The 24,403-nt window shown below is 62.3% G+C and carries 25 protein-coding genes, 1 tRNA gene and 1 other RNA gene; 7 read left to right on the forward strand and 20 right to left on the reverse strand.

The window, feature by feature from the left end:
• Positions 1-238: 238 nt before the first annotated feature.
• The 6 genes from C84B14_RS03755 to C84B14_RS03780 all read right to left on the reverse strand — a co-directional run bounded on the left by C84B14_RS03755 (position 239) and on the right by C84B14_RS03780 (position 3,364).
• The gene (locus C84B14_RS03755; RefSeq protein WP_353221955.1) at positions 239-388 is read right to left on the reverse strand and encodes a hypothetical protein; all 150 of its coding nucleotides are present in this window, start codon (positions 386-388) and stop codon (positions 239-241) included.
• Positions 385-684: a nucleotidyltransferase domain-containing protein gene (locus C84B14_RS03760; protein WP_353221957.1), complete on the reverse strand. Its 300-nt coding sequence runs from the start codon at positions 682-684 to the stop codon at positions 385-387. The genes C84B14_RS03755 and C84B14_RS03760 overlap by 4 nt, the downstream gene beginning before the upstream one ends.
• Positions 685-938: 254 nt before the next feature.
• The gene (locus tag C84B14_RS03765; RefSeq protein ID WP_353221959.1) at positions 939-1,223 is read right to left on the reverse strand and encodes an antitoxin; all 285 of its coding nucleotides are present in this window, start codon (positions 1,221-1,223) and stop codon (positions 939-941) included.
• Positions 1,216-1,497 (reverse strand): BrnT family toxin, encoded by a 282-nt coding sequence (locus C84B14_RS03770; RefSeq protein WP_353221960.1) that lies wholly within the window; start codon positions 1,495-1,497, stop codon positions 1,216-1,218. The genes C84B14_RS03765 and C84B14_RS03770 overlap by 8 nt, the downstream gene beginning before the upstream one ends.
• Before the next feature lie 193 nt (positions 1,498-1,690).
• The gene (gene cysC, locus C84B14_RS03775; RefSeq protein ID WP_353221962.1) at positions 1,691-2,335 is read right to left on the reverse strand and encodes an adenylyl-sulfate kinase; all 645 of its coding nucleotides are present in this window, start codon (positions 2,333-2,335) and stop codon (positions 1,691-1,693) included.
• Positions 2,336-2,608: 273 nt separating this feature from the next.
• Positions 2,609-3,364, reverse strand: a complete 756-nt coding sequence (locus C84B14_RS03780; protein ID WP_353222056.1) for an SIR2 family NAD-dependent protein deacylase — start codon at positions 3,362-3,364, stop codon at positions 2,609-2,611.
• Between the two features lie 342 nt (positions 3,365-3,706).
• Here C84B14_RS03780 and C84B14_RS03785 point away from each other — a divergent pair, with 342 nt between their 5' ends.
• On the forward strand, positions 3,707-5,275 hold the full coding sequence (locus C84B14_RS03785) for a cryptochrome/photolyase family protein (protein ID WP_353221964.1): 1,569 nt from the start codon (positions 3,707-3,709) through the stop codon (positions 5,273-5,275).
• Between the two features lie 173 nt (positions 5,276-5,448).
• Positions 5,449-6,900 (forward strand): cryptochrome/photolyase family protein, encoded by a 1,452-nt coding sequence (locus C84B14_RS03790; protein ID WP_353221966.1) that lies wholly within the window; start codon positions 5,449-5,451, stop codon positions 6,898-6,900.
• Between the two features lie 311 nt (positions 6,901-7,211).
• Here C84B14_RS03790 and orn read toward each other — a convergent pair whose 3' ends face one another.
• Entirely contained in the window at positions 7,212-7,757 is a 546-nt protein-coding gene (gene orn / locus C84B14_RS03795) for an oligoribonuclease (RefSeq protein ID WP_348767348.1), read from the reverse strand.
• Between the two features lie 142 nt (positions 7,758-7,899).
• Here orn and C84B14_RS03800 point away from each other — a divergent pair, with 142 nt between their 5' ends.
• A complete protein-coding gene (locus C84B14_RS03800) occupies positions 7,900-8,235 on the forward strand; it encodes a 4a-hydroxytetrahydrobiopterin dehydratase (RefSeq protein WP_353221968.1) in 336 nt (111 codons plus the stop codon).
• Between the two features lie 492 nt (positions 8,236-8,727).
• On the opposite strand, the gene recR is transcribed toward C84B14_RS03800, so the two are convergent.
• From recR to C84B14_RS03825, 5 genes are all read right to left on the reverse strand, one after another.
• The gene (gene recR / locus C84B14_RS03805; RefSeq protein ID WP_348767346.1) at positions 8,728-9,324 is read right to left on the reverse strand and encodes a recombination mediator RecR; all 597 of its coding nucleotides are present in this window, start codon (positions 9,322-9,324) and stop codon (positions 8,728-8,730) included.
• Positions 9,325-9,371: 47 nt separating this feature from the next.
• Positions 9,372-9,695, reverse strand: coding sequence for a YbaB/EbfC family nucleoid-associated protein (locus tag C84B14_RS03810; RefSeq protein ID WP_348767345.1), 324 nt, complete (start codon positions 9,693-9,695; stop codon positions 9,372-9,374).
• Entirely contained in the window at positions 9,692-11,674 is a 1,983-nt protein-coding gene (gene dnaX, locus C84B14_RS03815) for a DNA polymerase III subunit gamma/tau (RefSeq protein WP_353221971.1), read from the reverse strand. Before dnaX ends, C84B14_RS03810 begins: the two co-directional genes overlap by 4 nt.
• Positions 11,675-11,830: 156 nt before the next feature.
• Positions 11,831-11,921: signal recognition particle sRNA small type (ffs, locus tag C84B14_RS03820), an RNA gene on the reverse strand.
• Positions 11,922-12,111: 190 nt separating this feature from the next.
• The gene (locus tag C84B14_RS03825) at positions 12,112-14,178 is read right to left on the reverse strand and encodes a putative bifunctional diguanylate cyclase/phosphodiesterase (protein ID WP_353221973.1); all 2,067 of its coding nucleotides are present in this window, start codon (positions 14,176-14,178) and stop codon (positions 12,112-12,114) included.
• A gap of 312 nt (positions 14,179-14,490) precedes the next feature.
• Here C84B14_RS03825 and C84B14_RS03830 point away from each other — a divergent pair, with 312 nt between their 5' ends.
• Positions 14,491-14,775, forward strand: coding sequence for a hypothetical protein (locus C84B14_RS03830; protein WP_353221974.1), 285 nt, complete (start codon positions 14,491-14,493; stop codon positions 14,773-14,775).
• Positions 14,776-14,992: 217 nt separating this feature from the next.
• Here the strand turns inward: C84B14_RS03830 and C84B14_RS03835 are convergent.
• From C84B14_RS03835 to dapA, 8 genes are all read right to left on the reverse strand, one after another.
• A tRNA-Ser gene (locus tag C84B14_RS03835) sits at positions 14,993-15,083 on the reverse strand.
• An 852-nt stretch (positions 15,084-15,935) separates the two neighbouring features.
• A complete protein-coding gene (locus C84B14_RS03840) occupies positions 15,936-16,124 on the reverse strand; it encodes a hypothetical protein (RefSeq protein WP_353221975.1) in 189 nt (62 codons plus the stop codon).
• A 202-nt stretch (positions 16,125-16,326) separates the two neighbouring features.
• Positions 16,327-18,501: a YjbH domain-containing protein gene (locus tag C84B14_RS03845; protein WP_353221977.1), complete on the reverse strand. Its 2,175-nt coding sequence runs from the start codon at positions 18,499-18,501 to the stop codon at positions 16,327-16,329.
• Positions 18,498-19,325, reverse strand: coding sequence for a hypothetical protein (locus C84B14_RS03850; RefSeq protein ID WP_353221978.1), 828 nt, complete (start codon positions 19,323-19,325; stop codon positions 18,498-18,500). Before C84B14_RS03850 ends, C84B14_RS03845 begins: the two co-directional genes overlap by 4 nt.
• A gap of 48 nt (positions 19,326-19,373) precedes the next feature.
• Positions 19,374-20,087, reverse strand: a complete 714-nt coding sequence (locus C84B14_RS03855) for a YjbF family lipoprotein (protein WP_353221980.1) — start codon at positions 20,085-20,087, stop codon at positions 19,374-19,376.
• Between the two features lie 9 nt (positions 20,088-20,096).
• Positions 20,097-20,369, reverse strand: a complete 273-nt coding sequence (locus C84B14_RS03860; protein ID WP_348766115.1) for a hypothetical protein — start codon at positions 20,367-20,369, stop codon at positions 20,097-20,099.
• A 94-nt stretch (positions 20,370-20,463) separates the two neighbouring features.
• Positions 20,464-20,769 (reverse strand): hypothetical protein, encoded by a 306-nt coding sequence (locus tag C84B14_RS03865; protein WP_353221982.1) that lies wholly within the window; start codon positions 20,767-20,769, stop codon positions 20,464-20,466.
• A gap of 88 nt (positions 20,770-20,857) precedes the next feature.
• Positions 20,858-21,730 (reverse strand): 4-hydroxy-tetrahydrodipicolinate synthase, encoded by an 873-nt coding sequence (gene dapA / locus C84B14_RS03870; protein WP_353222058.1) that lies wholly within the window; start codon positions 21,728-21,730, stop codon positions 20,858-20,860.
• Positions 21,731-21,877: 147 nt separating this feature from the next.
• Here dapA and C84B14_RS03875 point away from each other — a divergent pair, with 147 nt between their 5' ends.
• The 3 genes from C84B14_RS03875 to C84B14_RS03885 are packed head-to-tail and all read left to right on the forward strand — an operon-like array spanning position 21,878 to position 24,384.
• Positions 21,878-22,417: a glycine cleavage system transcriptional repressor gene (locus C84B14_RS03875; RefSeq protein WP_348766117.1), complete on the forward strand. Its 540-nt coding sequence runs from the start codon at positions 21,878-21,880 to the stop codon at positions 22,415-22,417.
• Positions 22,418-22,466: 49 nt separating this feature from the next.
• A complete protein-coding gene (locus C84B14_RS03880; protein WP_348766118.1) occupies positions 22,467-22,934 on the forward strand; it encodes a peroxiredoxin in 468 nt (155 codons plus the stop codon).
• Between the two features lie 40 nt (positions 22,935-22,974).
• Positions 22,975-24,384: a PhoH family protein gene (locus C84B14_RS03885; protein ID WP_353221984.1), complete on the forward strand. Its 1,410-nt coding sequence runs from the start codon at positions 22,975-22,977 to the stop codon at positions 24,382-24,384.
• Positions 24,385-24,403 lie beyond the last annotated feature (19 nt).

Genomic DNA, 24,403 nt, shown 5'->3' on the forward strand with positions numbered 1-24,403 from the left:
CAAAATCAGAGAAATTTCGGAGTTATAGCTATGGAAGTATTAATGGCGATAGTCCTCGTCGCGGGCGCCGGGTTTCTCACGTACTTAGCCCTGGATGCCGTGCGCCGCACCAAATAGAATACCGGCAGGCCGTGAGCCAACGTGGGCGCGCCGCGTTGGCAATTCCAAGCGCGGTGGCCCGATTGCCGTTGCGGGCTGCGTTCCATGTTGGATTAAGCTGCGCTAATCCACCGACGCCCTATTCCGATGTCAGCAGTTCCTTCAAGCGCGCCGTCCCCACGGCGCAGCCATCGCCGAGTAAACGTTGCCGCACGCCAACCAGGTGATGATCTTCTTTGTCCACGAGCGCGATGATCTGTGCCAGCCGGAGCCGACTGTCTGGGTTCAAAGCGGCACCCCGGTTCGACGCGCTTCGGCATCGATAGCACGTAAGGGATGGCGGCCATCATAGACCACGATATCGATTCGCCGCTCGCCCAAACGGCGTAGCAAACGCGCGTGAAGTTGCAATTCGTGATCAAGCAGCTCAGCGGCGTCGCCGATGCTTTCTATGTGCAGGTCGATATCACCACCGCGGGCCTCGTCATCCACGCGTGAGCCGAACAGCCGAACGCGGGCGTTCGGCCCGAATACGCGTGAGACTTCTTCGCGGATCGCGTTTCGCTGGTCATCAGTCAGACGCATACGCTCTCCTGGTTCGCGTTATTTACGACGACAGATCATTGGCGCGCCGGTGTATCAGATGATACCTCACGACGGCGACCGTCTTCGTTTGCGTTGGCCGCGTAGGTTGGGCTAGGCCGAAGGCCGTAAGCCAACATGGGGCCGCGTTGTGGCCGGTTGATACTTTGCGGCTTGAAATCGGCTCCCGTGGCTGCGTTCTTTGTTGGGTTACGCTTCGCTAACTCAACCTACCGGCAACGTCACATGCCGCCCTGTTAGAGCGCGTCGTGGTCGGTGAGGCGGCCGGTAACGAACTTATGAATGATGCTCGATATGAGTGTCTGGTAGGGGACGCCCTCGCGAAGCGCGCGCGCTTGTAATAATTCCAGATCTTTTCCAGACATGCGTACATTTACATGCTTGTCTTTTTTAAACGTGCGCCGTGCGGCACGTACATAGCCTTGCCGCATTTCAGCGGTCAATACTGACTCGAACTCGCCTCGCTCGTAAGATTCGAGTATTTGCTTTTCTTCGTCCGTCAGGGCCGATTCGTTATTCATCAGACACCTCTAGATAATGCTTGGTCGCTTTCCGACTCGGGATGATCGTTTTCAGAAAACAACCTTCGCTCGACTCGACAAATGGCACCAGCCAAGCGTAGTTATCTATTTCTACGATGAAAATTTTTTGGTCCGGATATTTAGCCGGATTGTGATGCGCTACGACATCGAGCAGGCCGCCCTGCTCAATCAAGAAAACCACTCTTTCGAAAGAAATGCCGCGACACTTCACCAGCCATTCGTTCTTTTCGACATTCCAATCAAAGCCCGCCATTTAGCTAGGTTACCATCGCGTGTGCCGGTCCGGAATACAGCCGCTTCGATTGGCTTGGGCCGGCAGGTCGTAAGCCGACGCGGGGCGGCCTCTTGGCGGTTTAAGGTTTTGCGTATCGGAATCGACGCCGGGGCTTCGTTCGTTGTTGGATTACGCTTCGCTGATCCAGCCTACGAGCGACGCGGCGGGCGCGTCAGGCGCGACGCGAGGTATCGGCTAGGCCGGCTTCGATATAGTCGTGCTCGATCAGGTAGGCGACGATTTGTTCAACGCCCTGCTCGATGCTGGTTTCGCCCGTGCGCACATGAATTTCCGGGTGTTCAGGGGCCTCGTACGGTGCGCTGATGCCGGTGAAGTTGGGAATACTGCCGGCGCGGGCCTTCTTGTACAGGCCCTTAGGGTCGCGCTGCTCGCACACCTCCAGCGGCGCGTCCACGAACACTTCCAGGAAATCGTTTTCGTCGCGCTGCGACAGGTTGCGGGCCATGTCGCGGTCTTGCCGGTAAGGCGAGATGAAAGCGGTGAGGTTGATGATGCCGGCGTCGCGAAAGAGCTTGGCCACTTCGCCGATGCGGCGAATATTCTCGATGCGGTCTTCCGGGCTGAATGCCAGGTCGCGATTCAAACCCGTGCGAACGTTGTCGCCGTCCAGGCGATAGGTCCGACAGCCCATATGATAAAGCCGCTCCTCGAGCGCCACCGACAGCGTGGATTTGCCCGAGCCGGACAGGCCCGTAAACCAGATGGTAAAGCCGCGGTGCTGGTTGAGCTGTTCGCGGTGCTTACGGCTGACGGTGCCTTCATGCCAGACGATGTTCGAGCTTTTATTTTGGGTCATAGGGTGTCCTGATTAATCGATACGGCCTGTGATACGCGATCGCTCATGTGTGCGTATCGCGCCCCCGCGTGCCCGGCCAGTCGTAAAATACCGCAAAGCACGCGCTTCGGCACATGCGGGTGTTAGCGCTTAAGGCCGGTGTGCAGACTGCGCCGCGACGAAACCACGATTAACAGGCATCAAACGGCGGTGGGCGGACGACCGGGCAACGCGGCCCGTTGCCCGTCTGGCGCCGGCCGCGCCGTGCACGTAGACCACTGGACGCGAAACGCGTCAGGCCGCTGCCTGCAGCGCCTTTTGCAAGGCGACGAGCGTGTCTGCCGCGCCGGTCTGCAGACAGACATCGCAGTAGTCCGATATACCCGTGCGCTGCGGATTGATTTCGAGCGTGGCGTTGCGCTGCATGGCGGCCTGCTGCACGGGCGCGGCAATGTAAGGAAACACGGCGCTCGTTCCCACCACCATGACCAAGTCGAAGCCCTCCCCCAGCGCCTGCTCGTACTGACTCACCGCGCGCTGGGGCAGCATTTCGCCAAACAGCACGACATCGGGCCTGACCACCCCGCCGCAGTCCGAACAGGCCGGCGGCAGCGTATCCAGCCCGGCATAGTCCTCGACCGTCGCCTGCCAATGGCACCGGGTGCATTTGAGCTGGTGGATGGTGCCGTGCATTTCGATGACGTCGCGGCTGCCGGCGCTTTTGTGGAAGCCGTCCACGTTCTGCGTGAGCACGCAAAAGCGCTCGAACTTCGGCGCCATGGCGGCCAGGGCCCGGTGCCCGTCGTTGGGCAACGCGCCCCGGCAGGCGCGTTCGATCTCGGCAATGTATTTCCACGACACCGACGGATCGCGCTCGAACATACCGCCGGATAGCGCCTCTTCGATCGAGATGCCGTCGGCGGTCAGTTCACGATCGTACAAACCGCCCACCCCGCGATAGGTCGGCAGGCCCGAATCCGCCGACATACCGGCGCCGGTTATCACGAGCACTCGCCTGGCTTGAACCAAAACGTCTGCGGCGCGTTCCATGGCGGTGGCGTCGGATTCGCTGGGCACGTGGGGTAGACTCCTGGATCAGTGGGTTCGTCGCGACGTAACCACGACTCGAACCGGGCATTTTGCCCAAACCGCTGGATCAGACCAATCTTTCATGTCGTGGTTCAATGCCCCGGGCCCGCGGTGCGACCTCTCGCCGCGCGGCTCGCCCGCCCCCGTCGGTTGGATTAGCGCAGCGTAATCCGACAAGGAACCGTGCTAGTCCGCCGATACCCAACTGTGGGCGCCAGGGTATGTCATCCACGCGTCTTTTCGATTCGTAGATCGATCCAGCTGCTGCGGATATTGCCGCCCATTCCCTAACGCGCTGCTGACATGCCCCAAACCCGAAACCTCGTTCTCGTGCTAGGCGACCAGCTCGATTTGAATCTATCCGCGCTCGACGGCTTCGACCCGGAACGCGATGCGATCTGGATGGCGGAAAACGAGACCGAAGCCACCCATGTGTGGTGCCACAAGAAGCGGCTGGTGCTCTTCTTTGCCGCCATGCGCCACTTTCGCGATGCGCTGCGCGAACGCGGCTTTACCGTGTACTACCACGAACTGCAGACCGACCGCCGTCGCGACAGCGGCCCCGATTTCGCAGCTATCCTCGCTGCAAGCGTACGCAAATTGGCGCCACAGCGACTGGTCATGACCGAATGCGGCGATTATCGCGTGCAAGAGATGCTTGCCCAGTGCGCGAGCGACCAGGACCTGAACCTGCAGGTACGCCCTGACCGCCACTTCTATTGTTCGCTCGACGCATTCGAAGAATGGGCCGGCTCGCGATCGAGCATGGTGCTGGAAGACTTCTATCGCGAGATGCGGCGCTCGGAAGACGTGCTCATGGACGGCGACAAACCTGCCGGCCAGGCATGGAACTTCGACAAGAGCAATCGCGAGTCCTTTGGCCGCAACGGCCCCGGCGAGCTTCCGCACGTACGCGGCTTTCGCCCGGACGATACAACCCAGGCCGTGATCGACATGGTCGAACAGCGATACGGCGATCACCCGGGTCATACCGAAGGCTTCGACCTGCCGGTGACCCACGCCGAGGCGCGTACGGCCCTGCGCGATTTCATCGACAACCGTGTGTCTCAGTTCGGCCCCTATCAGGACGCGCTCTGGACCGACCTGCGCTTTGGCTATCACTCGCGGCTGTCGGCCGCGCTCAACCTGCACCTCATTGGCCCCCGCGAATGCGTGGATGCCGCAGTCGACGCCTATCGCAACGGCAACGCGCCCATCGAAAGCGTGGAGGGCTTCGTGCGCCAGATCCTCGGCTGGCGCGAATTCGTGCGCGGCGTGTACTGGCTGAAAATGCCGGGCTACATCCAACGCAACGCGCTGCGTGCGCAACTGCCGGTACCGCAGAGCTACTGGGACGGCGATACCGATATGGCCTGCGTGGGCGACGCCATGGCCAACGTGCTCGACAACGGCTATGCCCACCATATCCAGCGGCTGATGGTGCTCGGCCTGTTCGCGCTCAACGCCGGCGTGCACCCGCGCGCCTTCCATGACTGGCATATGGCCATGTATCTCGACGCGATCGACTGGGTGAGCCTGCCCAACGCCCTGGGCATGAGCCAGTTCGGTGACGGCGGCGTGCTCGGCACCAAGCCGTATTGCGCCTCCGGCAACTACATCAACAAAATGAGCAACTATTGCAAGAATTGTCGCTTCGACTACCGCAAGGCCACCGGCGACGATGCCTGCCCGGTGACCACGCTGTATTGGGACTTCCTCGACCGCAACGTCGAACACTTCGAGAACAACCAGCGCATGGTGTTCCAGGTGAAGAATCTGGAGAAAAAGCGCAACGACCCCGACCTGATGGACGCGATTCGCGAACAGGCCAAGCGCTTGAAAGATCGCATCCACGCGGGTGAACGTATCTAGTCGCACCAAAGCCCGGTCGGCTTACGGCCTCCGGCCTAAGCCAACCTCGGGTTCTTGCGGCCATGATTCAGACAACTCCAGACAGCAGAGGCATCGGGTGCGGCCACGCTTCCGTATGATCGGCCTTTCGTACGCGCGGCCAGGGGCCGCACTATTCAGCTAGAGCAAGACCTATGAAAGAACGCGTCATCGTTTGGTTTCGGCGGGATCTACGCCTCGCGGACAACCCGGCCCTGCGCGCCGCTCTGGACGGCGATTTCGATGCCATCGTGCCCCTGTTCATCCATGCCCCGCATGAACTGGGCGCATGGGCGCCCGGCGCGGCACAGCGCGTATGGCTGCACGAGTCGCTTGCCGCGTTCTCCGAGGCGCTGGAGGTGCTGGGTTCGCGGCTGATTATCCGCCAAGGCGACAGCGCCGACGTACTCGATACGCTGGTCGAGGAAAGCGGCGCCACGGCGGTGTACTGGAACCGGCTGTACGACCCGCTCACCATCGAACGCGACAAGAAGGTCAAGCAGCACCTCGAAGACAACGACATCCAGACCGCGAGCTTCAAGGCACACCTGCTGCACGAACCGTGGACCGTGGAAACCAAGCAAGGCGGCCCGTACAAGGTATTCACGCCATTCTGGAAGGCAGTCAAGAATCGTGCTGTGGATACACCGCTGGCCGCGCCGACGTCGCTGCCCGATGTATGGTCGCGTATCGGCTCGGAGTCGCTGGCGTCACTTGAGCTGCGCCCGAAAATCGAATGGGATCGCGGCATCCGCGACACCTGGTCGCCCGGCGAGGACGGCGCCCACGAACGGCTTGAGACCTTCCTCGAAGACGTGCTGGAACAATACGACGACAGCCGCGACGAGCCGGCACGCTACGGCACGTCCTATCTTTCGCCGCACTTGCACTGGGGCGAAATCGGGCCCCGTCAGATCGTGCATCGGGTCGAAGAATGGCTGGACGACCATCGCGAAACCAAAACCCTGCGCACCCACGCCGACAGTTTTCTGAGCGAGATCGGCTGGCGCGAATTTTCCCACCACGTGCTTTACCACTTTCCGAACACGCCCGAGCAGCCGCTCGATGCGCGCTTCAAGGACTTTCCGTGGTCGGGTGACGACGAAGGCCTGCGCTGCTGGCAGCAGGGCTGTACCGGTATTCCCATGGTGGATGCCGGCATGCGCGAGCTTTGGGAAACCGGCTATATGCACAATCGCCTGCGCATGACGGTGGCGTCATTTTTGACCAAGAACCTGCGCGTCGCCTGGCAGCACGGCGAACGCTGGTTCTGGGATACGCTCGTGGATGCCGATTTGGCCAACAACACGCTGGGCTGGCAATGGGCCGCAGGCTGCGGCGCCGATGCCGCGCCGTTCTTTCGCATCTTCAACCCGGCGCGTCAGGGCGAGCGTTTCGATAAACAAGGCGAGTACGTCCGCCGCTGGGTACCGGAACTGGCCGATCTGGAAAATCGCCATATTCACGAACCGTGGAAGGCGCCCGCGAAAGCACTGAAAGCCGCGAACATCACCCTGGGCGAGGATTATCCTGAACCGATTGTGGACCTGAAGGAGTCACGGCGCGAAGCGCTGGCCGCCTTCGACGAGATCAAGAACGACGATTGAATCAGGTCACATGACGGGGGCGTCACCCCAAATCCGGACAAAAAAAAGGCTCCCTAAGGAGCCTTTAGTCGTCATTCCCGCACATTGTGGTTTTTGGTTATCCGTTAACCGGATATCGACGGGAAAGCTTTTGTAGTTGTCGTCGGGTCGGGTGACCGTGGTTCTGCCTCCGAAAGCGCCTGCCGCCTGTTATAGGTGTATGGACTCGCGGGTCCAGACGTGCAATTCGTTTCCTTGACGACTTTTGTACACCGATATGATTAGCGCGTCAACTAATGACTAAACCGTCATGTTGGCACGCCAGTGCGACGCTAGATCTTGAGCAGGGTTTCACGGTAGTAGGCCAATTCCGCCAGCGAGTCGCGAATATCGTCCATGGCGAGATGGGATGCCTGCTTCTTGAACCCTTTCGCCAGTTCCGGCGCCCAGCGTTTGGCCAGTTCCTTGAGCGTGCTCACGTCGATATGCCGATAGTGAAAAAACGCTTCGAGTTCGGGCATGTAGCGAGCCAGAAACCGGCGGTCCTGGCAGATGCTGTTGCCGCACATGGGCGATGCGCCCTGCGGTACATACTCGGCCAGAAATGCGAGTGTTTCGCGCTGCGCCTGGGCTTCGTCCACGTCGCTGGCCCGCACGCGCGCGACCAGACCGGACTGGTTATGCTGGCGCGTATTCCATGCGTCCATGCCGTTCAAGAGCGCATCGTCCTGGTGCACCGCGCGCACCGGCCCTTCCGCGAGCACGTTCAGATCCTTGTCTGTCACAAGGGTGGCGATCTCGATAATGCGGTCGGTCTCGGGATCGAGGCCGGTCATCTCCAGATCGATCCAGATAAGGTTGTCTTCGGCTTGGTTCATGGCGCGTGTTTACGAAACAAAGCGCCATTGTGCGATGCACTGCGGGCCAGCGCAAAAGCGTGTTTCGGCGTTCATAGGCCAGTCGTTGGCTATCGGCTGACTGTTAACCTCAACCAACCAATTCTTCACGCACGAGCACACCATGTCCGATCTCAGCCAACAACATTGCCAGGCCTGTGACAGCAGCACGCCCGCGCTATCGGCCGAACAAACCGAGTCGGCGCTATCGCAGCTGGCTGCGCGATGGACACGGGTGAACGACGCGCGCATCGCAGCCGAGTTCAAATTCAAGAACTACGGCAAGACGCAGGCGTTTGTTAACGCGGTGGCCTATATCGCGCACCGGGAAATGCACCACCCCGAGATCACCTTCGGCTACAACCAGTGCCGCGTCGAACTCACTACGCATGCCATCGGCGGCTTGTCCGAAAACGACTTCATAGTCGCCGCGAAGGTGGACCGGCTGGTTGATGACTGATTCGGCGCGTGCGCGACCTACCGACGCGTTGTGCATCGGATGTTTTGACCGACGGCCATCGATTTACCGCGCACCGCACTCTGAACGGACCGGAGGCATGGGTAACGTTTTGGCGCGTTGCGTAAGCCGATCCGTGTCGGGTGACGATGGAGGAAATACAGGGAATGGCCGACATGGGGCGGCGCGAAAGCTGGTTGGGTGCGGTGGGGCAGAACCGCTGCTGCGGGCTTCGTTCGTTGTTGGATAACGCTGCGCTAATCCAACCTACAATTACCCAGTGCCGGTCGAGGCCGAGTAGGTCGCCTTCGGCCGCAGGCCGTAAGCCGACATGGGGCACGGCACCAAAGCTCGTTGCGGCCGGTTGGGCAGAACCGCTGCTGCGGGCTTCGTTCGTGTTGGATTACGCTGCGCTAATCCAACCTACGACTACCCAAAAGCGTCGGTCGCGGCAGCGTAGGTCCGCTTGGCCACAGGCCGTAAGCCGACATGGGGCTATAGGGCGCGTCTACCGCTGAAGGCCTGGCTGAGGGTGCCGGCATCGACATACTCCAGCTCGCCGCCGATGGGTACGCCGTGGGCGATACGGGAAACGCCGGCATTGTTCTGCCGGGCCAGATCGGCCACGTATTGTGCGGTGGCCTCACCTTCTACCGTGGCGCCCGTGGCGAGGATGACTTCCTCCACGCTGCCGTCCGACAGGCGTTGCCGCAGGATATCCAGGCCGAGCTCGTTGGGGCCGATGCCGTCGATCGGCGACAGCCGCCCCAGCAGCACGAAGTAGCGGCCGCCGAAGTCGGTATTCTGTTCGATGGCCATGACGTCGGCCGGGCTTTCCACCACGCACACCAGCGACGGGTCGCGACGTTCGTTCGAGCAGATATCGCAGATTTCGTGCTCGGTGAACATGCGACAGGATTTGCAGTGCTGGACGTTTTCTACCGCCTGCTCGATTGTACGTGCCAGATGCGCCGCACCCTCGCGTTCGCGCTGGAGCATGTGAAACGCCATGCGCTGGGCGCTTTTCGCGCCGACGCCGGGCAGGATGCGCAGCGCGTCGATCAGGCTGGTCAAGGCCGGGGAAAACGCCATGCCCTACCCGTGCCTCGCGCTGGCGGCAATCCGGACCGTGGTCACGATCAGAACGGCAGGTTCATGCCGGGCGGCAGATCCAGGCCGCCGGTCATTTCCGACATCTTTTCCTTGCTGGCCGCGCTCACGCGCTGAACGGCGTCGTTGATGGCGGCGGCGATGAGGTCTTCGGCGAATTCGCGATCTTCCTCGAACACGCTCGGGTCGATGACCACGTTCTTGACCTCGTGCTTGCCGTTCATCACGACCTTCACCAGGCCGGCGCCGGATTCGCCGGTGATTTCCATCTTGGCGAGCTCGGCCTGGGCTTCCTGCATCTTGCCCTGCATGGCCTGCGCCTGCTGCATGATCTTGCCTAGTTGACCTTTCATAGTTCGTCTCGGTTGGGCATCGCCTTGCTATGGCGATGTGGCTTGATGGTTTCGGCACGCAGTTGCGCGCCGAGGCGCTGACGCAACTTCTGCACGAAGGGGTCGTTTTCTATCGATGCCACGGCGGCCTGCTGGCGTGCCTGGGCGTCCTGCTCGATACGCTGGGCCGGCGTGTTGCGTGCCTCGTCGACAAATTCGATCGACAGATGCGGCGCTTCGCGGGGCGACCACTCGGCGGCCAGCGCGTGCTGCAGCGCGTCCTTGTTATTGGGCGTGGCGAGAAATTCGTTGGCCCGTGCCAGCGCCAGCACGATCTGGTTTTCGTCCAGACGGCGACAGATGCCGTTGTGGGCGAGCTGAGCGGCGAAACCGCCCAGCTCCAGCCGCTCGACCAGCGTATGCCATTCGTCCGGGCCCATGTTCGCGGCCGGTTCGGGCGGCGCCGATTCTGCCTGGACCTGGGCGGGCGCCGCGGTGTCTTCTTCGCGCGCCACCGCCTGCGCGGTCGCCTTCCGCGGCTGTTCCACGTTCGGCGTTGGCTCGGCCGCGGCACTGTCTTGGCCATCGACCGACGACGCCACCGGCTCGGACGTTGCCTGTTCGACGGGCTCAGGCGCCGGCTGGGATGCCGGGCGGCTATCGATAGGAGTCGGGGTCACGTTCTCCGGCGCCGGCTCGGGGGGTGCCGGCGGCTCGGAGGATGCCGTATTTGAGCGCGCCGGCGGGGTTTGATCGGTATCGGGCCGGGCGGCGCCATTGAGCTGGGCACGTACCTGGGCAATGCCACTGGCCGGCGTCGATGCCTTGTCTGGCGCGGACGCTGCCGGCGCGGGCCGGGCCGTATCTGCGGGTTCGTTGTGCGCCTGGGGCGGCGCCGCGCCACCGACTTCCGCCTCGGCGGGGGCAAAGGCCAGCATGCGCAGCACGCTCATTTTCACGCCGACCAGCGGATCCGGCGCATGGGCCAGATCGCGCACGCCGGCCAGCGCGATGTCGTAGAACAGATGCACGCTGGCCCGATCGGCGCGTTCGGCGACCGGTGCCCAGATCTCGCCGCCGTCGTCGGTGGCCTCGCCCACCAGATGAATCGTGGCGATCTGTTGCCAGGCCGTGGCCAGCGCTTCGAGCAGATACCGCATGTCGATGCCCTGGGCATAAAGCCCGGCGAGCGCATCGAGCGCGGCCGGCGCGCGCGCGTCCACAATGGCCTCGACGAGCTCCACCACCCGCCCCTGGCCGATCGTACCCAGCATGTCGCGTACCGGCTCGGCCTCGAGCCGGCCGCCGCTGAACGCAATCGCCTGGTCGAGCAGCGACAAGCCATCGCGCATGCTGCCGTCGGCGGCGCGCGCCACTTCCACAAGCGCCTGTTCTTGGGCCTCGATGGACTCCGCGTCGACGATGTGGCGAAGCTGCGCAGCGATCTCGGCGACCGGCAATCGCTTGAGGGGAAACTGCAGACAGCGCGAGAGAATGGTGACCGGGATTTTTTCCGGTTCGGTGGTCGCGAGCAGGAACTGGACGCGCGGCGGCGGTTCTTCGAGCGTTTTGAGCAGCGCGTTGAAGGAATGCTTGGAAAGCATGTGTACCTCGTCAATGAGGTACACCTTGGTACGCCCCCGCGTGGGCGCGTACTGGACGTTGTCCATGAGCTCGCGGGTGTCGTCCACGCCGGTACGCGATGCGGCGTCGACTTCGATGAGGTCGACAAAGCGCCCCTCGTCGATCTCGCGGCAGGTTGCACAGGCCTCGTTGCCACGACAGGGATGCGCGGTGGTGCCGTGCTCGCAGTTCAGGCATTTGGCGATGATGCGCGCAAGCGTTGTCTTGCCCACCCCGCGGGTACCGGAAAACAGCAGTGCGTGGTGCAGCTTGTCGTGATCGAGCGCGTGGGTAAGCGCACGCACCACATGTGCCTGGCCGACGAGCTCGTCGAACCGTCGCGGCCGCCAGGTTCGGGCAAGCGCCTGAAAACTCATGCGCTGCAGGGACCGGTTTGACGCAAATGCGAAAGATGGTGGGTCATGATTCGCTCGGATACGCAGCGCCGCCGGGCAGCGCACGATAGTGGCTCATAGGCTCGACTATCGCGGCGAACGCGGCCGGTTTCAAGCATAAGAGGTGGCGGCCCGCGCCAGCGACCCCCCGGCGCCCGAGCCTGCCGCTGCCGCTGCTCCCTTCCGGGCCTGACGGGGTTCACGGCATGTCGTCGCGGGGGCACCGACGCGGGCCACCATGGAAAGCGAAAGAACGTTGTACAGCGTGTTCGCTGCATGTCCTGTGGGCGCAGACGATACACAAAAACACGCACTTGGGCCAGCCGGAATCGGGCATCGCCGGCATCGGCAACTGCTGACCGGGCCGATCGCGCAGGCTTGCCGCGCCCGCGCCGGGTCGGTGCGCGGGGCCGGCGTATCTAGCCGACCCGGGCGGGCGTCATGAGCTGGCCAAAGGCATCGGCGGGCAACGGCCGGCTGAGCAAAAACCCCTGTACCTCATCGCAGCCAACGCGCTGCAGATAACACAGCTGTGATTCGGTCTCCACGCCTTCGGCCACCACCCTGAGCCCTAGCTCGTGCGACAGCCGAATGATCCAGTCGACGACTTCGGCCCGGGATTCGCGCAGGCTGGGCAGATCGGCGATAAAGCCGCGGTCGATCTTGATCTGCTGGATCGGCAGCTGTTTGAGATAGAACAGGCTCGAATAGCCGGTACCGAAGTCGTCGAGGGCAACCTCGATACCCATATGTTTGAACATGCCCATGGCACTGCGCGCCTGCACGATTTCGCGCACTGCCAGCGATTCGGTGATCTCGAAGCTGATACACGCGGGATCGAGTTCGTACTTGTCGAGACAGGCCTGGACATGATCGGAAAGCGCTTCGTCGCGAAGACGAACCGCCGAAAGATTGACCGAGATGGGGGGCACGCTCAGCCCTGCGTCGAGCCAGCCGCGAATGTGGCCGCCCACCAGGTTGAGCACGCGTACTTCCAGCTCGGTGATCAGTCCGCAGCGCTCGGCGATGCCGATGAAACGCTCCGGTGAAATGAAGCCGCGTACCGCGTGCGGCCAGCGTACCAGCGCCTCCGCCCCCATGAGCGTACGTTCGCGGGTGTCGAACCGCGGCTGAAAATATACCGCCAGACCGTCCCCGCGAATGGCTTCGCGTAGCTCGCCCTGCAAGGCGAAATCGTCCGACATGCGGGCGCCCATGTCTTCGCGATAGCGCTCCACTCGGTTCTTGCCGGCGAGCTTGGCACGGTACATCGCCATATCCGCCGCAGCGATCAGGATCTCGGCATCCGCCCCGTCGTTCGGGCACAGCGCATAGCCGACGCTCGCGGCCAGTTCAATACCCTGATATTCCACCGCGGCGATCGCGCTGAGGATACGTTCGCAAACGCTGCGCGCCGTCTGGCTATCGTCCACCGCGTCCATGAGCACCACGAATTCATCGCCGCCAATACGCGCGACCATATCCTGCTTGCCCAGCGCTTCCGTGAGCAGTTGCGCGATCCGGTTGAGCAACGCATCGCCCGCCCGGTGGCCGAGATGATCGTTGATCGCCTTGAAGCCATCGATATCGACATAGGCGACCGCGAAGCCGGTGCCCTGCGTTTTCCAGCTTTCCAGGCGTTTGTCGATGCGTTCGTTAACCGACGAGCGGTTGGGCAGACCCGTCAATGGATCGTGGCGGCTGCGGTGCAGCAGTTCGGCGTTCGCCTGGCTCAGAGAGGCCACCAGCTTGGCGGTTTCCGACTCGACGCGGCGATCCTGTATCGACACCACCAGGGCAATGCCGAGAAACACCAGCGTCGAAGCGCCCACCAGCGTTGCCAGCAGCATGGAATCCAGCGCGGCGGCGTTCGCGACGGCGCTGCCCTGCACGAAACGGGCAGCGGCCATACCTACATAGTGAACGGTGGAGATACTGAGCGCGAGCATCAGCGAGGCGACGATCTTGCGCGCGAAGCCGCCACGAACACGCGGCTCGCGCATGAACGAAACGCTGTAAACGGCGATAACCGACGCGAGGAACGATACCGCCACCGATGCAATGATGAGTACAGAGTCGTACTCGATACCCGGCTCGACATGCATTGCATGCATGCCTGCGTAATGCATGCTGGTGATACCCAGCGTAAGCGTGGCACCGCCGGCGAGCACGCGGCGCAGGGGGTGACCAACGCGCGTCGACGCGTTCAGCGCGATGGCGCTGGCGAGCACCGCGATCACCCAGGCGGAGACGATAGTGGCCAGATCGTAGCCGAGATCGACCGGCAACTCGAAGGCGATCATCGCCACGAAGTGGCTCGCCCACACACCGGTGCCCAAGGCAAGCGAACCAGCCAGCAGCCAGCCGTAGGCGCGCCAGCTCCGGCGCGCACCCATGCGGCTTACGACATCAAAGGCGGTATACGAGGCAAGCGTTGCCACGAGGACCGACAACACGACAAGTCGCGCGTCGTAACCTCCCGACATATAAACGCTTTGCAACGCGCTGCCCCCCAAAATACGTCCCCTTGTCGGCGTCTGAGCTGATCCGCACTGCCCTCATGGCAGTCACCGGACTATATAGCCGGCCACTCGTCGCGGGTGTTGCGCGCCGCGGTACGGGTGCTTTTAAGGCTGAAGCTTACACCGTGTTAGGCCGTATTTATCACAAACTTGTTTTAGAAGGCTACACAAGTGCTTCGCAGCGGGAACATTTCCTGCAGAGACGGCTTCGATTATTTGCGCCGCGGCACAGACAATGTTCTATTGCAGGCCTATGTTCATCGACACAACCACACTATGAAAACCGTATATCTCGGTATCGGCCTGGTTCTTGCCCTGGCGGCAACCCAGGCGTCGGCGGATACGCAATGCCGTAAATCGGCCGAGGGCGACGTCAGCTGCCAGCGAGTGCATGAAGACAGCGCCCTGGATTCGGAAACCACCGATCAGGACGTCGATCACCCGACGATGGATGACGCGCAGCCCCAGGCCGACGATTCGAAAGACACGGAAGAAAAGCCCCAGGGCGGCGAGCTCGGCGACGAGTCCATTCAGAGCGGCGATCCGGGGATTACCTATTAAAGAGGCGCCAGGCGCAGCGGACGTCACCCGCTGCGCTTTGCCGCAGTGGCGTGCCGTATTGGCATAGGCAGGCTCTGGCCGCCGGGCCGTCAGTCAATAGCGGGTTCGCTTCGTAGCCAGCTCAAGCGCTGGTGGGCGAGTCGATATCAAGGCGGGGTTCTTTGTTGGATTACGCTTCGCTAATCCAACCTACGCCTATGGGCAGGGTTTGCCGGGGTGGCGGAGAGGGAGGGATTCGAACCCTCGGTACGGGGTTACCGCACACACGCTTTCCAGGCGTGCTCCTTCGACCGCTCGGACACCTCTCCGTTACCGGCTGCGCATTGTATCGTAAAAAAAGCCTTTATGGGCTGTCGAAAAGGGAAGGATTATTGAAGCTCGCCGTTCGCGATCTTCAATCATTGCGGGCTGACGTGCTGCCCATGTTCTTGTCGGCTGCGATGCAGCCGGTCGAATTCTCGGTACGGGCGAGATCAGTCGAAACGCACGCACGCTTTTCAGCCGTGCCCCTTCGACTGCTCGCACAGCTCTTCAGTTACGTCTGCGCGTTGGATCGTAAACAACACAGGAGCCGAAAGGCAGGCCGGGCATTGGTGCCAACCGATCCCCACCCTCGGCCACCGCCCCTTGAGCAGCCGCAGCGGTTATCGGGCGCACGGCATGCGTTCGGCATATAAAAACACGCGCCTCGCAGGTTGCCTGGGTCGGATGAGCGCTGCGGCCGCATCCGCCAGCCCTGAGTGCGTGTTCGGATTACGGGCCGATTGGGCTCTGGGGGCTGCGTTCGCTGTTGGATTACGCTTCGCTAATCCAACCTACGGCCGCTACGCAGATTGGCCGAAGGCTTGTAGGCTGGGTTAGGCCGAAGGCCGTAAGCCAACACGGGCGCAGCACCCGTCGCTGTTCAGAGCCTGGCGGCACACGGGCTACGTTCGTCGTTGGATTACGCTGCGCTAATCCAACCTACGGTCGCTACGCGGATTACCCGACGGCTTGTAGGTTGGGTTAGGCCGAAGGCCGTAAGCCAACTCGGGCACGGCACCCGTGGCTGTTCAGAGCCCTGGCGGCACACGGGCTACGTTCGTCGTTGGATTACGCTGCGCTAATCCAACCTACGCACGAAGCGCATGCCGAACAGGCAGTCGGCGGCAGGCCGCTTTCTAGCTGGTCATCGCCGGCGGCGTAACCAGACAGCGCGCTGCCGGGTCTTCGGCGTCGCGGTCGGCGGGCACCTCATCGAAGTAACCGACCGGCCCATCCGCGACGTCGGGCACACGCATGCTCGGATCGGGCCGCGGCGCATCCAGACCGGCTGGGCTGGTCAGCGGCGGAAAGGATTGCGCGCTCATATAGGGCTGCGTCTTCAGGCAAGCAGGCGTCGTACTGCAGGCAGCAAGCCCCAGCAGGCCCGTCGCGAACACGGGAAGAAGCAATTTTTTCACGAATACTCCACTAAATCGGCGCCTGGGCATACGCGATGTCGCGCCGCCCGCTGGGCGCATCCTATCACTGCCCTCGCCTTTGAGCATGCACACGTATCGGCTGCGCCCATCAGCGTTTGACGTCCTCGTAGCTTTCCCAGTAGTCGTCGATTGCGCGCATGCTGGTCAGGCCGTACAGCGAGTAACGGCGTGCCAGCTGGGCACCACCATCACGCGTGAGCGGCTGCCAGCCCACCGCGGCATAGCCGCGCGAAGACTTGTTGAAGAACAGGTCGAGCGGCATGCTCAGGTAAATGCCCTTGTCGAAGCCGCCCTCGCCGTAGTCGTCGCCGGCATCGGTAAAGGTTGCATAGGCGCCCAGTCTGACGCCGGATTCGAACTCGCGCGAAAAATCGATGGTGGTACCGATATCCTCGGCCAGATAGCGGCCGACGCTGACTTTCGCGAGTACGTCCTTGATCCCGGTATCGATATAGGCGGTGGCGTTGCCGACCCAGGTTTCGTAGTCGCGCAAACCGAACTGGGTATCGAAATCGCGCTGGCGCACCCAGTTGGCATCAAGACCCAGCGCTACGCGGCTATTGAACGGGCGATACATGATCTCGCCGCCCGCGCCCGCGTACATCTGTTCCAGGTAGCCGGCATAGGCCATGCCGAACCAGTTGTCGGCAAGGCGAGCGGTCCGGGTGTACTGGAGGTTGTAGATGCCCAGCTCGGTTTCGTCGAGATACTGGGCAACGAAGGTGCGTACACGGGGCAGATCCGAGTCGGCGGTATAGTCGAACTGGTCGAAGTTATCCAGCAGCGTGTAGCCGAGCGTGCCGGAGAACCAGCCGTGATCGTCGGTCTTGAGCTGGGTATCGAGCTTGGCGAGCACCTGGTAGAGATAGCCGTCCGGGCCGCCGTAGTTCTGGCGAAAACCGGGGGAAAAGCGCCAGCTGAACACCTCGCCGAAGTCGTCGTATAGCGGCTGCTCGGTTTCGCGCTGGGCGCGCTGGCTTGAGGAAGCGACCGAGGCCACGCCGAAACGATAGTCCTCGTCGCTGAACACGCTGCCCGGATTGATGATGAACGGATCGGCGGGCAGCGGGGCGCGCGGCAGCGAGTCTTCACGGGTGACGATACCCCGGTCCACCCAGCGATAACGGAACCGCTCGATATCGGGATCGGCAAAATTGTGCAGGATACGGTTGGCTCGCAGCTCTGCTTCAGCCGTGTTGCGATACCGATTGGGCGAGCCTTCGACCACCAGCGAATCGCCGTCGCGTGAAATACGGCGCGTGCGGATACCCGCATTTGCCGATAGCTGCTTCGCAGCTTCGTCCCAGCCTTGGCCCTGTGCGCTTGCCGCACCCGGCTCGCCGACAGCGACCGGTGCGGGATCGCTCTTGGGCTGGGTGATGGTGGCCAGATTGACGCTGAGCGTGGCACCCAGCATGGCCGTATTGCCGCGCTCCCAGGCCGCCGAAAGCGTCAGGTAGTCGTTGACCTGCAGGCGCGCCCCCACGTTGATCGGCGAATCCTGTTCCTGGGGGTTGTTGAGCGGTTCGCTCTCGTAATCGTTGCCTTCGTATTCGACCTGCAACGTCAACGGTTCGAACGGCGTGTGGTACTGGATACCGCCAAAAACGCTGGTCCGTCCGGAGAACAGCTGCTTGAGGTTGAAGTCGCCGCCCTGGCCGGTGTCTTCGTCGATGCGCTCCTTGTACTGTTCGGAGAACACCCCGATCGGATTACCGAAATCGCCGCGCGAGCCCAGGTAGCCCCAGCCGAGGCCGAGGCTGAAGTCGAAGTCGTACCAACGCTTGTTGGCGACGAGATACTCGCTACCGAACAAGCCGGTACCGCCGAAGTCTCGAAAGCCGAGTGAGACTTCCGGGGTATAGGCACGCTCGTCGAGAAGCGAGAATTTTACGTCGACGCCTTTATCCAGGTAGTCACGATCGCCCGCGATGGAACGCCCGTACAGCCGGTTACCGATCTGGGTGTAACGAAAACCCGCTTCCATCCATTCGAAGGGCTGGAAGCTGAACCCGTAATGGGTATAGGGGTCGACTTCACTATAGGTGAAGGAAAAGGTCCCCACCGGGGCCATACGGGCAGTGGGCGTTTCCAGCAACCCAACACCGCCGTAATCGGCCTGGAACACCGGCGCGACGTCGCTGTCCGGCACATCCGACTCTTCGGCACAGACGTGTGCCGCCGGCAGACAAACCAGCAGCGAGCCGCACAACGCGCAAACGTGTTGCCGCAGGCGGCCGACCTTTTGCAATTGATGACTCATTGCACGCCCCCGGCTTGTGCGAGCCGCATCTCGGAACAGTTTTCACCCGAGGGCGCATGCGCCAGTATTTCCGCAATGGTGTTGCGAATCCAGGGAAAGGCCTCGCCGCCCAGGGGAAGCGGCAAAACCACGCGCGCGCCCGGCAGCAACGCCGTGTCGGTTTTGTTGAAGGCCGCCTGGCCGTAGCGGCGCACATCGCCGGTGGGTGAGACCACGCTCGCGACCTTTATTCCTTGCACATTCATGGCATCGCTCTTAGCCAACCCGGACAACGTCAACCCCGTGCGCCACGGGGTACGTCGCACGCCGTCCGCCGACCAGATCTCGACCCAGTCCGGCACCTCGCAGGCACCGATAGCTGCAACCTCACCGATGGGTGGATTACGCAGGGGCTGCGCCATCAGCGAGGCCGGGCTCCAGTCGCCGGGCTCTCTGAACACGGCAAGCTGTGCCAGCCGCGACTTCCACTGGTCAAGCGCTGCTACAAGTTTCGTGTAACCGTTGCCTTCCAGGCGCCAGCGCAGGTCCTCGAGCTCGCGAAACAAGTCGTCGCGCTTGATACGGACACGCTCGGCGGTGGGCCCGGCGCGTAAATAACTGTAGGGGGCGCTGCTTTGGGCCAGCGACGGAAACGCCAGCCATGCGTCGAGCACGGTCGTGAAACCCGCCGAAGCGGCGGAAGCGGGCAACGGGGTATCGTCGGTGGTCGCCGCATCGCTTTGCTGGCCATGGCAAGCAAAGCTCAGACAGAGTGCAATAACGCTACAGGTATGGACCCAACGCACGCGCCGATCGTGCCCGGCCCTTTTGACGCGGCTTTGCATGCCCTGCTTCTCCCCAAATCACGCGACAGTTCGCGCCAAATATTCGCGTTACCACCAAGGCCGCGCGACGTTCCAGGATATTCTAAGCCCACCGGGCCACGCCGCCACATCGCCTGCCCAAATGCGATTTGTTTGCGGGTTGCGCCAGAGCACCGACCGTGTCTTTGCGCCATTGGCCCAGGCCACCGTTTCCACACACCGGGTCAGATCGATACGGGTCAGCGGCAACTGTTTGGATTCGGTTCGTGCCGCGCAGGTAAAACTTGCCTGGCCGGCGGCGGCGCGTTCGCGGCCCTGCGCATCCCGCCAACCTCGTTCCACCGAGTAGTCGACCGCAGTCGTTCCATCTGCGGGCGCCGTTTCCCAGGGCGCCTGCTGCGAAGCGGATGCATTACCCATACGGCTATAAAGCAGATCGGTCTTCAATCCCCGGGTCGATTCCGGATAGCCGTCGCGCAGCACGATGGTTTCGCGCGTGCTCGATTGCCAGAACGTCAGCTCGTCCGTGGTTTCGGCGAGGATGAGCAGACCGCCGCGCCCGTCCACCGACAGATCCACCGAGGCATAGGGTATGGCGGCCGCCTGCTTGCCGACATCGCCACCGCCGCCCGGCAGGACCGAGGCAAAAGTCGATACGAACGGGCTACCGCCCCGCCGCGCATCCGCGCAGCCGGCAAGCAATACGACGCCCGGCACAACAAGCACACACAGAAAGGCCGCCCGAAGGCGGCCTTCAATGAAAAGCCCTTTAAGGCGTTTCATGCGCGGATACTACGGGGTGGTACCCGTGGTGCCCGTCGCCGGCACGTTGATCACTTCGTCGTCGTCGTTGCTGTTCGACAAAGCGACGACGCCGCCGATCAGGGCGGCCGTGGTGACACCCGCGATGATGGCACCGCTGGTGACCGCAGCGCCGCCAGCGCCTGCTGCGCCGCCCGAGGCCACGCCACCGGTGCTGCCCTGCGAACCGGACGCGCCCTGAGCCAGGGCCATCGGCGAAGCTACGAACATGGCAATAGCGGTTGCCGCAAGAATATTTTTCATCACATCACTCCCGTGAACGGCTGAATTTGTAGCCTTGTACGCGAATTTACCGGCTCGCCGGATAAACCGCAAGAATAAGTCGACGAACGGCGGTTTAATTCGTACCAGTGGTACCGGTGGTGCCCGTCGTCACCACATCGTCGTCGCTGCTGCCACCGCTGTTGGATAGCGCCAGCGCGCCGCCAACCACGGCTGCGGCACCCACACCGGCGAGCACGGCCGAGCTGCTCACGGCGGCACTCGAGCCCGCGGCACCACCGCCAGCAACACTGCCATTGCCCGCCGCGCCATTACCGGCAGCGCCCGTGCTGTCGGACGCACCATCGGTGGCCGACTGTGCCCAGACGGCGCCGGGCGCGGAAAACACAATGAGTGCGGCTACGATCAGAAACTTGCGCATAGCGTGTTATAAGAGCCTAAGGCTCGTTCGATATGATGACTTCACCATAGGATAAAACCGAGCGGATCACAACGGCCGCCTAGTCGATTCAGGCTTTTTCGTCGAGCAGCCCCATCGACTTCAAGGCATCGAGCACGGGCTGGTGGAAATGGTCCGCCAGCGGCGTCATGGGCAGACGGATACCCGGGCCGATATAACCCATCTGGTACAACGCCCACTTCACGGCGATCGGGTTCGGCTCCAGAAACAGTGCGCTGTGCAGCGGCTGCAGCTTGGCATCGAGCATTTCGGCTTTCTGGCGATCACCGGCAATGGCCGCCGCACACATTTCATGCATCAGGCGCGGCGCCACGTTGGCGGTAACCGAAATGTCGCCCTTGCCACCGACAAGCATCGATTCCATGGCGGTCCCGTCATCGCCGGTGAAGATATCGATCCCGTCGCCAACTTCCTCGATCAGGGCGTGGATACGCTCGATCGAGCCCTTCGCTTCCTTGAGTGCGACGATGTTATCGATATGCGCCAAGCGCGCGACCGTCTCCGGCAGCATGTCCACGCCGGTGCGGCTCGGCACGTTGTAGAGCACCTGCGGAATATCCACCGCCATCGCAATGGCATGAAAATGACGGTAGAGCCCTTCCTGTGTCGGCTTGTTGTAGTAGGGACATACCAGCAGACAGGCATCGGCACCGGCACGCTTGGCATGACGCGTCAGGCGGATCGCTTCGTCGGTGGCGTTGCCGCCGGTGCCGGCGATCACCGGAACCCGCTTGTCGACCAGCTCGACCGTGCGTTCGATCACTTCGTCATGCTCGGAAAAGCCGAGCGTGGCCGACTCGCCGGTGGTACCCACCGCGACGATACCGTCGGTGCCCTCGGCGATATGCCAGTCGATGAGTCGCTCGAAGCTATCCCAGTCGACACTGCCGTCGGCATGCATGGGCGTAACGATCGCCACCATGCTGCCACCCAGTTGTGCGTTTGCCTGCGCCACTGTTCTCTCCTACAGCGATTGGGCGCGCATTGTAACCACGTGAACACATAACGTGTAGTGCTACCATAGCCGGCTTTTACGACCGCTCATCGGTTGCAGGACAACGTCAGGCTCATGCCGGAAATCAAGAAATATCTGTCGATCGTGGCGCTGGGTAGCAATCGCGACAACCTCGCGCGCGACCTGGTCGGCGCGATCGCCCGCCGCGGCTGCGAGATCAGCGAATGCCGCATCACGCCGCTGGGCGACCAGTTTTCGGCCTCGATGCTGTTGCGGGGCAACTGGAGCGCCATGGGCAAAATGGAAAGCGCCCTGCCCGGCCTTGCCGAGCACCTGGGTGTATCCGTGCAGTTCGAGCATGCCCGACCGCCGGCATCACAGCCCGATTTTCGTCCCTATGCCGCCGAAGTGGTGGCGCCGCAGCAGGCGGGCCTGCTCGGCGAACTGCTCGACTTTTTCACCGACCAGGGCACGCAGGTGGTCGAAATCAGCGCCCAGTCGTATGAATCCGGCCTGACCGGCGCGCTGATGTGCACCATGCACCTCGCGGTCAACGTGCCCACCACGCATCACCCGCAGACCTTGCGCGATGCCTTCATGGACGTCTGTGACGACCTGCACGCCGACGGCCTGCTCGACCCGATCAAGACATAACCGCCCATCACGTTGCATTACCGCTGTATTACCGGAGTTCTTCGCGACCATGACGCTGCAACCCAAGGAACGCGCCCCCGCCTTTTCGGCACCCGCCACCGGCGACAAGAAGCTTGCGCTATCGGACTTTGCCGGTCGTACGCTCGTGCTTTATTTCTATCCGCGCGACAACACGCCGGGCTGCACCCAGGAAGGCGAGGCCTTTCGCGATCTGTATGACCAGTTCCAGGCCGCCGGCGCCGATATCGTGGGCGTCTCCCGCGATTCCCTGCGCAAGCACGAGAACTTTCGTGCCAAGTACGACTTTCCCTTCGATCTGATCAGCGATGCCGACGAAAAGCTCTGCAACGCCTTCGGCGTGCTCAAGGAAAAGAACATGTACGGGCGCACGCATATCGGCATCGAGCGCAGCACGTTCGTTATCGATGGCGACGGCGTAGTGCGCCAGGTCTGGCGCGGCGTCAAGGTAGCCGAGCACGCCCAGGAAGTGCTCGACTGCGTGCGCGCACTCGACTGACCCATCGCCCATTCGCGCATCCAAACCCAAGGGAATCGCTATGTCCCGCCGCGTGTTCGTTCTCGACACCAACGTGCTCATGCACGATCCGACTGCGCTGTTTCGCTTTCAGGAACACGACATCTTCATTCCGATGGTGGTGCTCGAAGAACTGGATGCCGGCAAGAAAGGCGTATCGGAAGTCGCACGCAACGTGCGCCAGGTGAGTCGTTTCCTCGACGAACTGATGGCGCACAAGACGCATTCGGAAATCGACGCCGGGCTGGCGCTGAACGCCGGCATCGAGTTCAACGGCCACCGCAAGGACGACGCGCCCCATGCCAGCGGCCGGCTGTATTTCGAAACCCGACCCGCCGAAGGCGCCCTGCCGGCAATGCTGCCCGGCAACAAGGCCGACAACTCAATCCTGCTAAGCGCGCTGGCGCTGCGTAACGTCTTCGGCGAGTCAGAAGTGGTACTGGTGTCCAAGGACATCAACCTGCGCATCAAGGCGTCGGTCATCGGTATCGAGGCCGAGGACTACATCAACGACAAGGTCCTCGAAGACCTCGACCTGCTCTATACCGGTCATGCCACCCTGCCCGACGATTTCTGGGATACGCACGGGCAGACCATGGAGTCCTGGCAGGAGGCCGGCAACGCCTTCTACCGCCTGCGCGGCCCGCAGATCGCCGACTGGCATCTCAACGAGCTGCTGCATTTCGACCACGAAAACGATATCGAGCTGATCACCCGCGAAATCGAGGGCGACAGCGCCGTGCTCGAACTCGCCCAGGATTATCGCGTGGGCAAGCAGTCGGTCTGGGGCGTGCATGCACGCAACCGCGAACAGAACTTCGCCTTGAACCTGCTCATGGACCCGGATATCGATTTCGTCACCCTGCTGGGTGCGGCCGGCACCGGCAAGACCCTGCTCACCCTGGCCGCCGGCCTGGCGCAGACGTTGGACGAGTCGCGCTATCGCGAAATCATCATGACCCGCGTGACCGTGCCGGTAGGCGACGATATCGGCTTTCTGCCCGGTACCGAGGAAGAGAAAATGACGCCCTGGATGGGCGCGCTCATGGACAACCTCGAAGTGCTGACCGGTACCGGCGGCGGCTCCGACTGGGAACGGGCCGCCACCAACGAACTGCTGGCCAAGCGCATCAAGATTCGCTCGGTCAACTTCATGCGCGGGCGTACGTTCCTGGAACGCTTCGTCATCCTCGACGAGGCGCAGAACCTTACCCCCAAGCAGATGAAGACCCTGATCACGCGCGCCGGGCCGGGCACCAAGTTCGTGTGCCTGGGCAACCTGGCCCAGATCGATACGCCCTATCTCACGGAAACGACCTCGGGTTTGACCAATGTCGTAGATCGCTTCCGCAACTGGCGTCATGCCGGCCACGTAACGCTTGCCAGAGGCGAGCGCTCGCGGCTGGCCCACTACGCCTCTGATAAACTTTGAACCCGATAATCTAGCGACG

Source organism: Salinisphaera sp. C84B14 (genome assembly GCF_040361435.1).
Taxonomy (GTDB): domain Bacteria; phylum Pseudomonadota; class Gammaproteobacteria; order Nevskiales; family Salinisphaeraceae; genus Salinisphaera.

Coding starts and splice junctions, on each gene's coding strand:
- dnaX (WP_353221971.1), bottom strand. CDS start 11,674: ATGAGTTTTCAGGCGCTTGCCCGAACCTGGCGGCCGCGACGGTTCGAC.
- C84B14_RS03800 (WP_353221968.1), top strand. CDS start 7,900: ATGTCCGATCTCAGCCAACAACATTGCCAGGCCTGTGACAGCAGCACG.
- C84B14_RS03830 (WP_353221974.1), top strand. CDS start 14,491: ATGAAAACCGTATATCTCGGTATCGGCCTGGTTCTTGCCCTGGCGGCA.
- C84B14_RS03875 (WP_348766117.1), top strand. CDS start 21,878: ATGCCGGAAATCAAGAAATATCTGTCGATCGTGGCGCTGGGTAGCAAT.
- C84B14_RS03760 (WP_353221957.1), bottom strand. CDS start 684: ATGCGTCTGACTGATGACCAGCGAAACGCGATCCGCGAAGAAGTCTCA.
- C84B14_RS03770 (WP_353221960.1), bottom strand. CDS start 1,497: ATGGCGGGCTTTGATTGGAATGTCGAAAAGAACGAATGGCTGGTGAAG.
- cysC (WP_353221962.1), bottom strand. CDS start 2,335: ATGACCCAAAATAAAAGCTCGAACATCGTCTGGCATGAAGGCACCGTC.
- C84B14_RS03840 (WP_353221975.1), bottom strand. CDS start 16,124: ATGAGCGCGCAATCCTTTCCGCCGCTGACCAGCCCAGCCGGTCTGGAT.
- C84B14_RS03860 (WP_348766115.1), bottom strand. CDS start 20,369: ATGAAAAATATTCTTGCGGCAACCGCTATTGCCATGTTCGTAGCTTCG.
- C84B14_RS03785 (WP_353221964.1), top strand. CDS start 3,707: ATGCCCCAAACCCGAAACCTCGTTCTCGTGCTAGGCGACCAGCTCGAT.
- dapA (WP_353222058.1), bottom strand. CDS start 21,730: ATGGTGGCGATCGTTACGCCCATGCATGCCGACGGCAGTGTCGACTGG.
- C84B14_RS03825 (WP_353221973.1), bottom strand. CDS start 14,178: ATGTCGGGAGGTTACGACGCGCGACTTGTCGTGTTGTCGGTCCTCGTG.
- recR (WP_348767346.1), bottom strand. CDS start 9,324: ATGGCGTTTTCCCCGGCCTTGACCAGCCTGATCGACGCGCTGCGCATC.
- C84B14_RS03810 (WP_348767345.1), bottom strand. CDS start 9,695: ATGAAAGGTCAACTAGGCAAGATCATGCAGCAGGCGCAGGCCATGCAG.
- C84B14_RS03845 (WP_353221977.1), bottom strand. CDS start 18,501: ATGAGTCATCAATTGCAAAAGGTCGGCCGCCTGCGGCAACACGTTTGC.
- C84B14_RS03880 (WP_348766118.1), top strand. CDS start 22,467: ATGACGCTGCAACCCAAGGAACGCGCCCCCGCCTTTTCGGCACCCGCC.
- C84B14_RS03850 (WP_353221978.1), bottom strand. CDS start 19,325: ATGCAAAGCCGCGTCAAAAGGGCCGGGCACGATCGGCGCGTGCGTTGG.
- C84B14_RS03780 (WP_353222056.1), bottom strand. CDS start 3,364: ATGGAACGCGCCGCAGACGTTTTGGTTCAAGCCAGGCGAGTGCTCGTG.
- C84B14_RS03885 (WP_353221984.1), top strand. CDS start 22,975: ATGTCCCGCCGCGTGTTCGTTCTCGACACCAACGTGCTCATGCACGAT.
- C84B14_RS03865 (WP_353221982.1), bottom strand. CDS start 20,769: ATGCGCAAGTTTCTGATCGTAGCCGCACTCATTGTGTTTTCCGCGCCC.
- orn (WP_348767348.1), bottom strand. CDS start 7,757: ATGAACCAAGCCGAAGACAACCTTATCTGGATCGATCTGGAGATGACC.
- C84B14_RS03790 (WP_353221966.1), top strand. CDS start 5,449: ATGAAAGAACGCGTCATCGTTTGGTTTCGGCGGGATCTACGCCTCGCG.
- C84B14_RS03855 (WP_353221980.1), bottom strand. CDS start 20,087: ATGAAACGCCTTAAAGGGCTTTTCATTGAAGGCCGCCTTCGGGCGGCC.
- C84B14_RS03765 (WP_353221959.1), bottom strand. CDS start 1,223: ATGAATAACGAATCGGCCCTGACGGACGAAGAAAAGCAAATACTCGAA.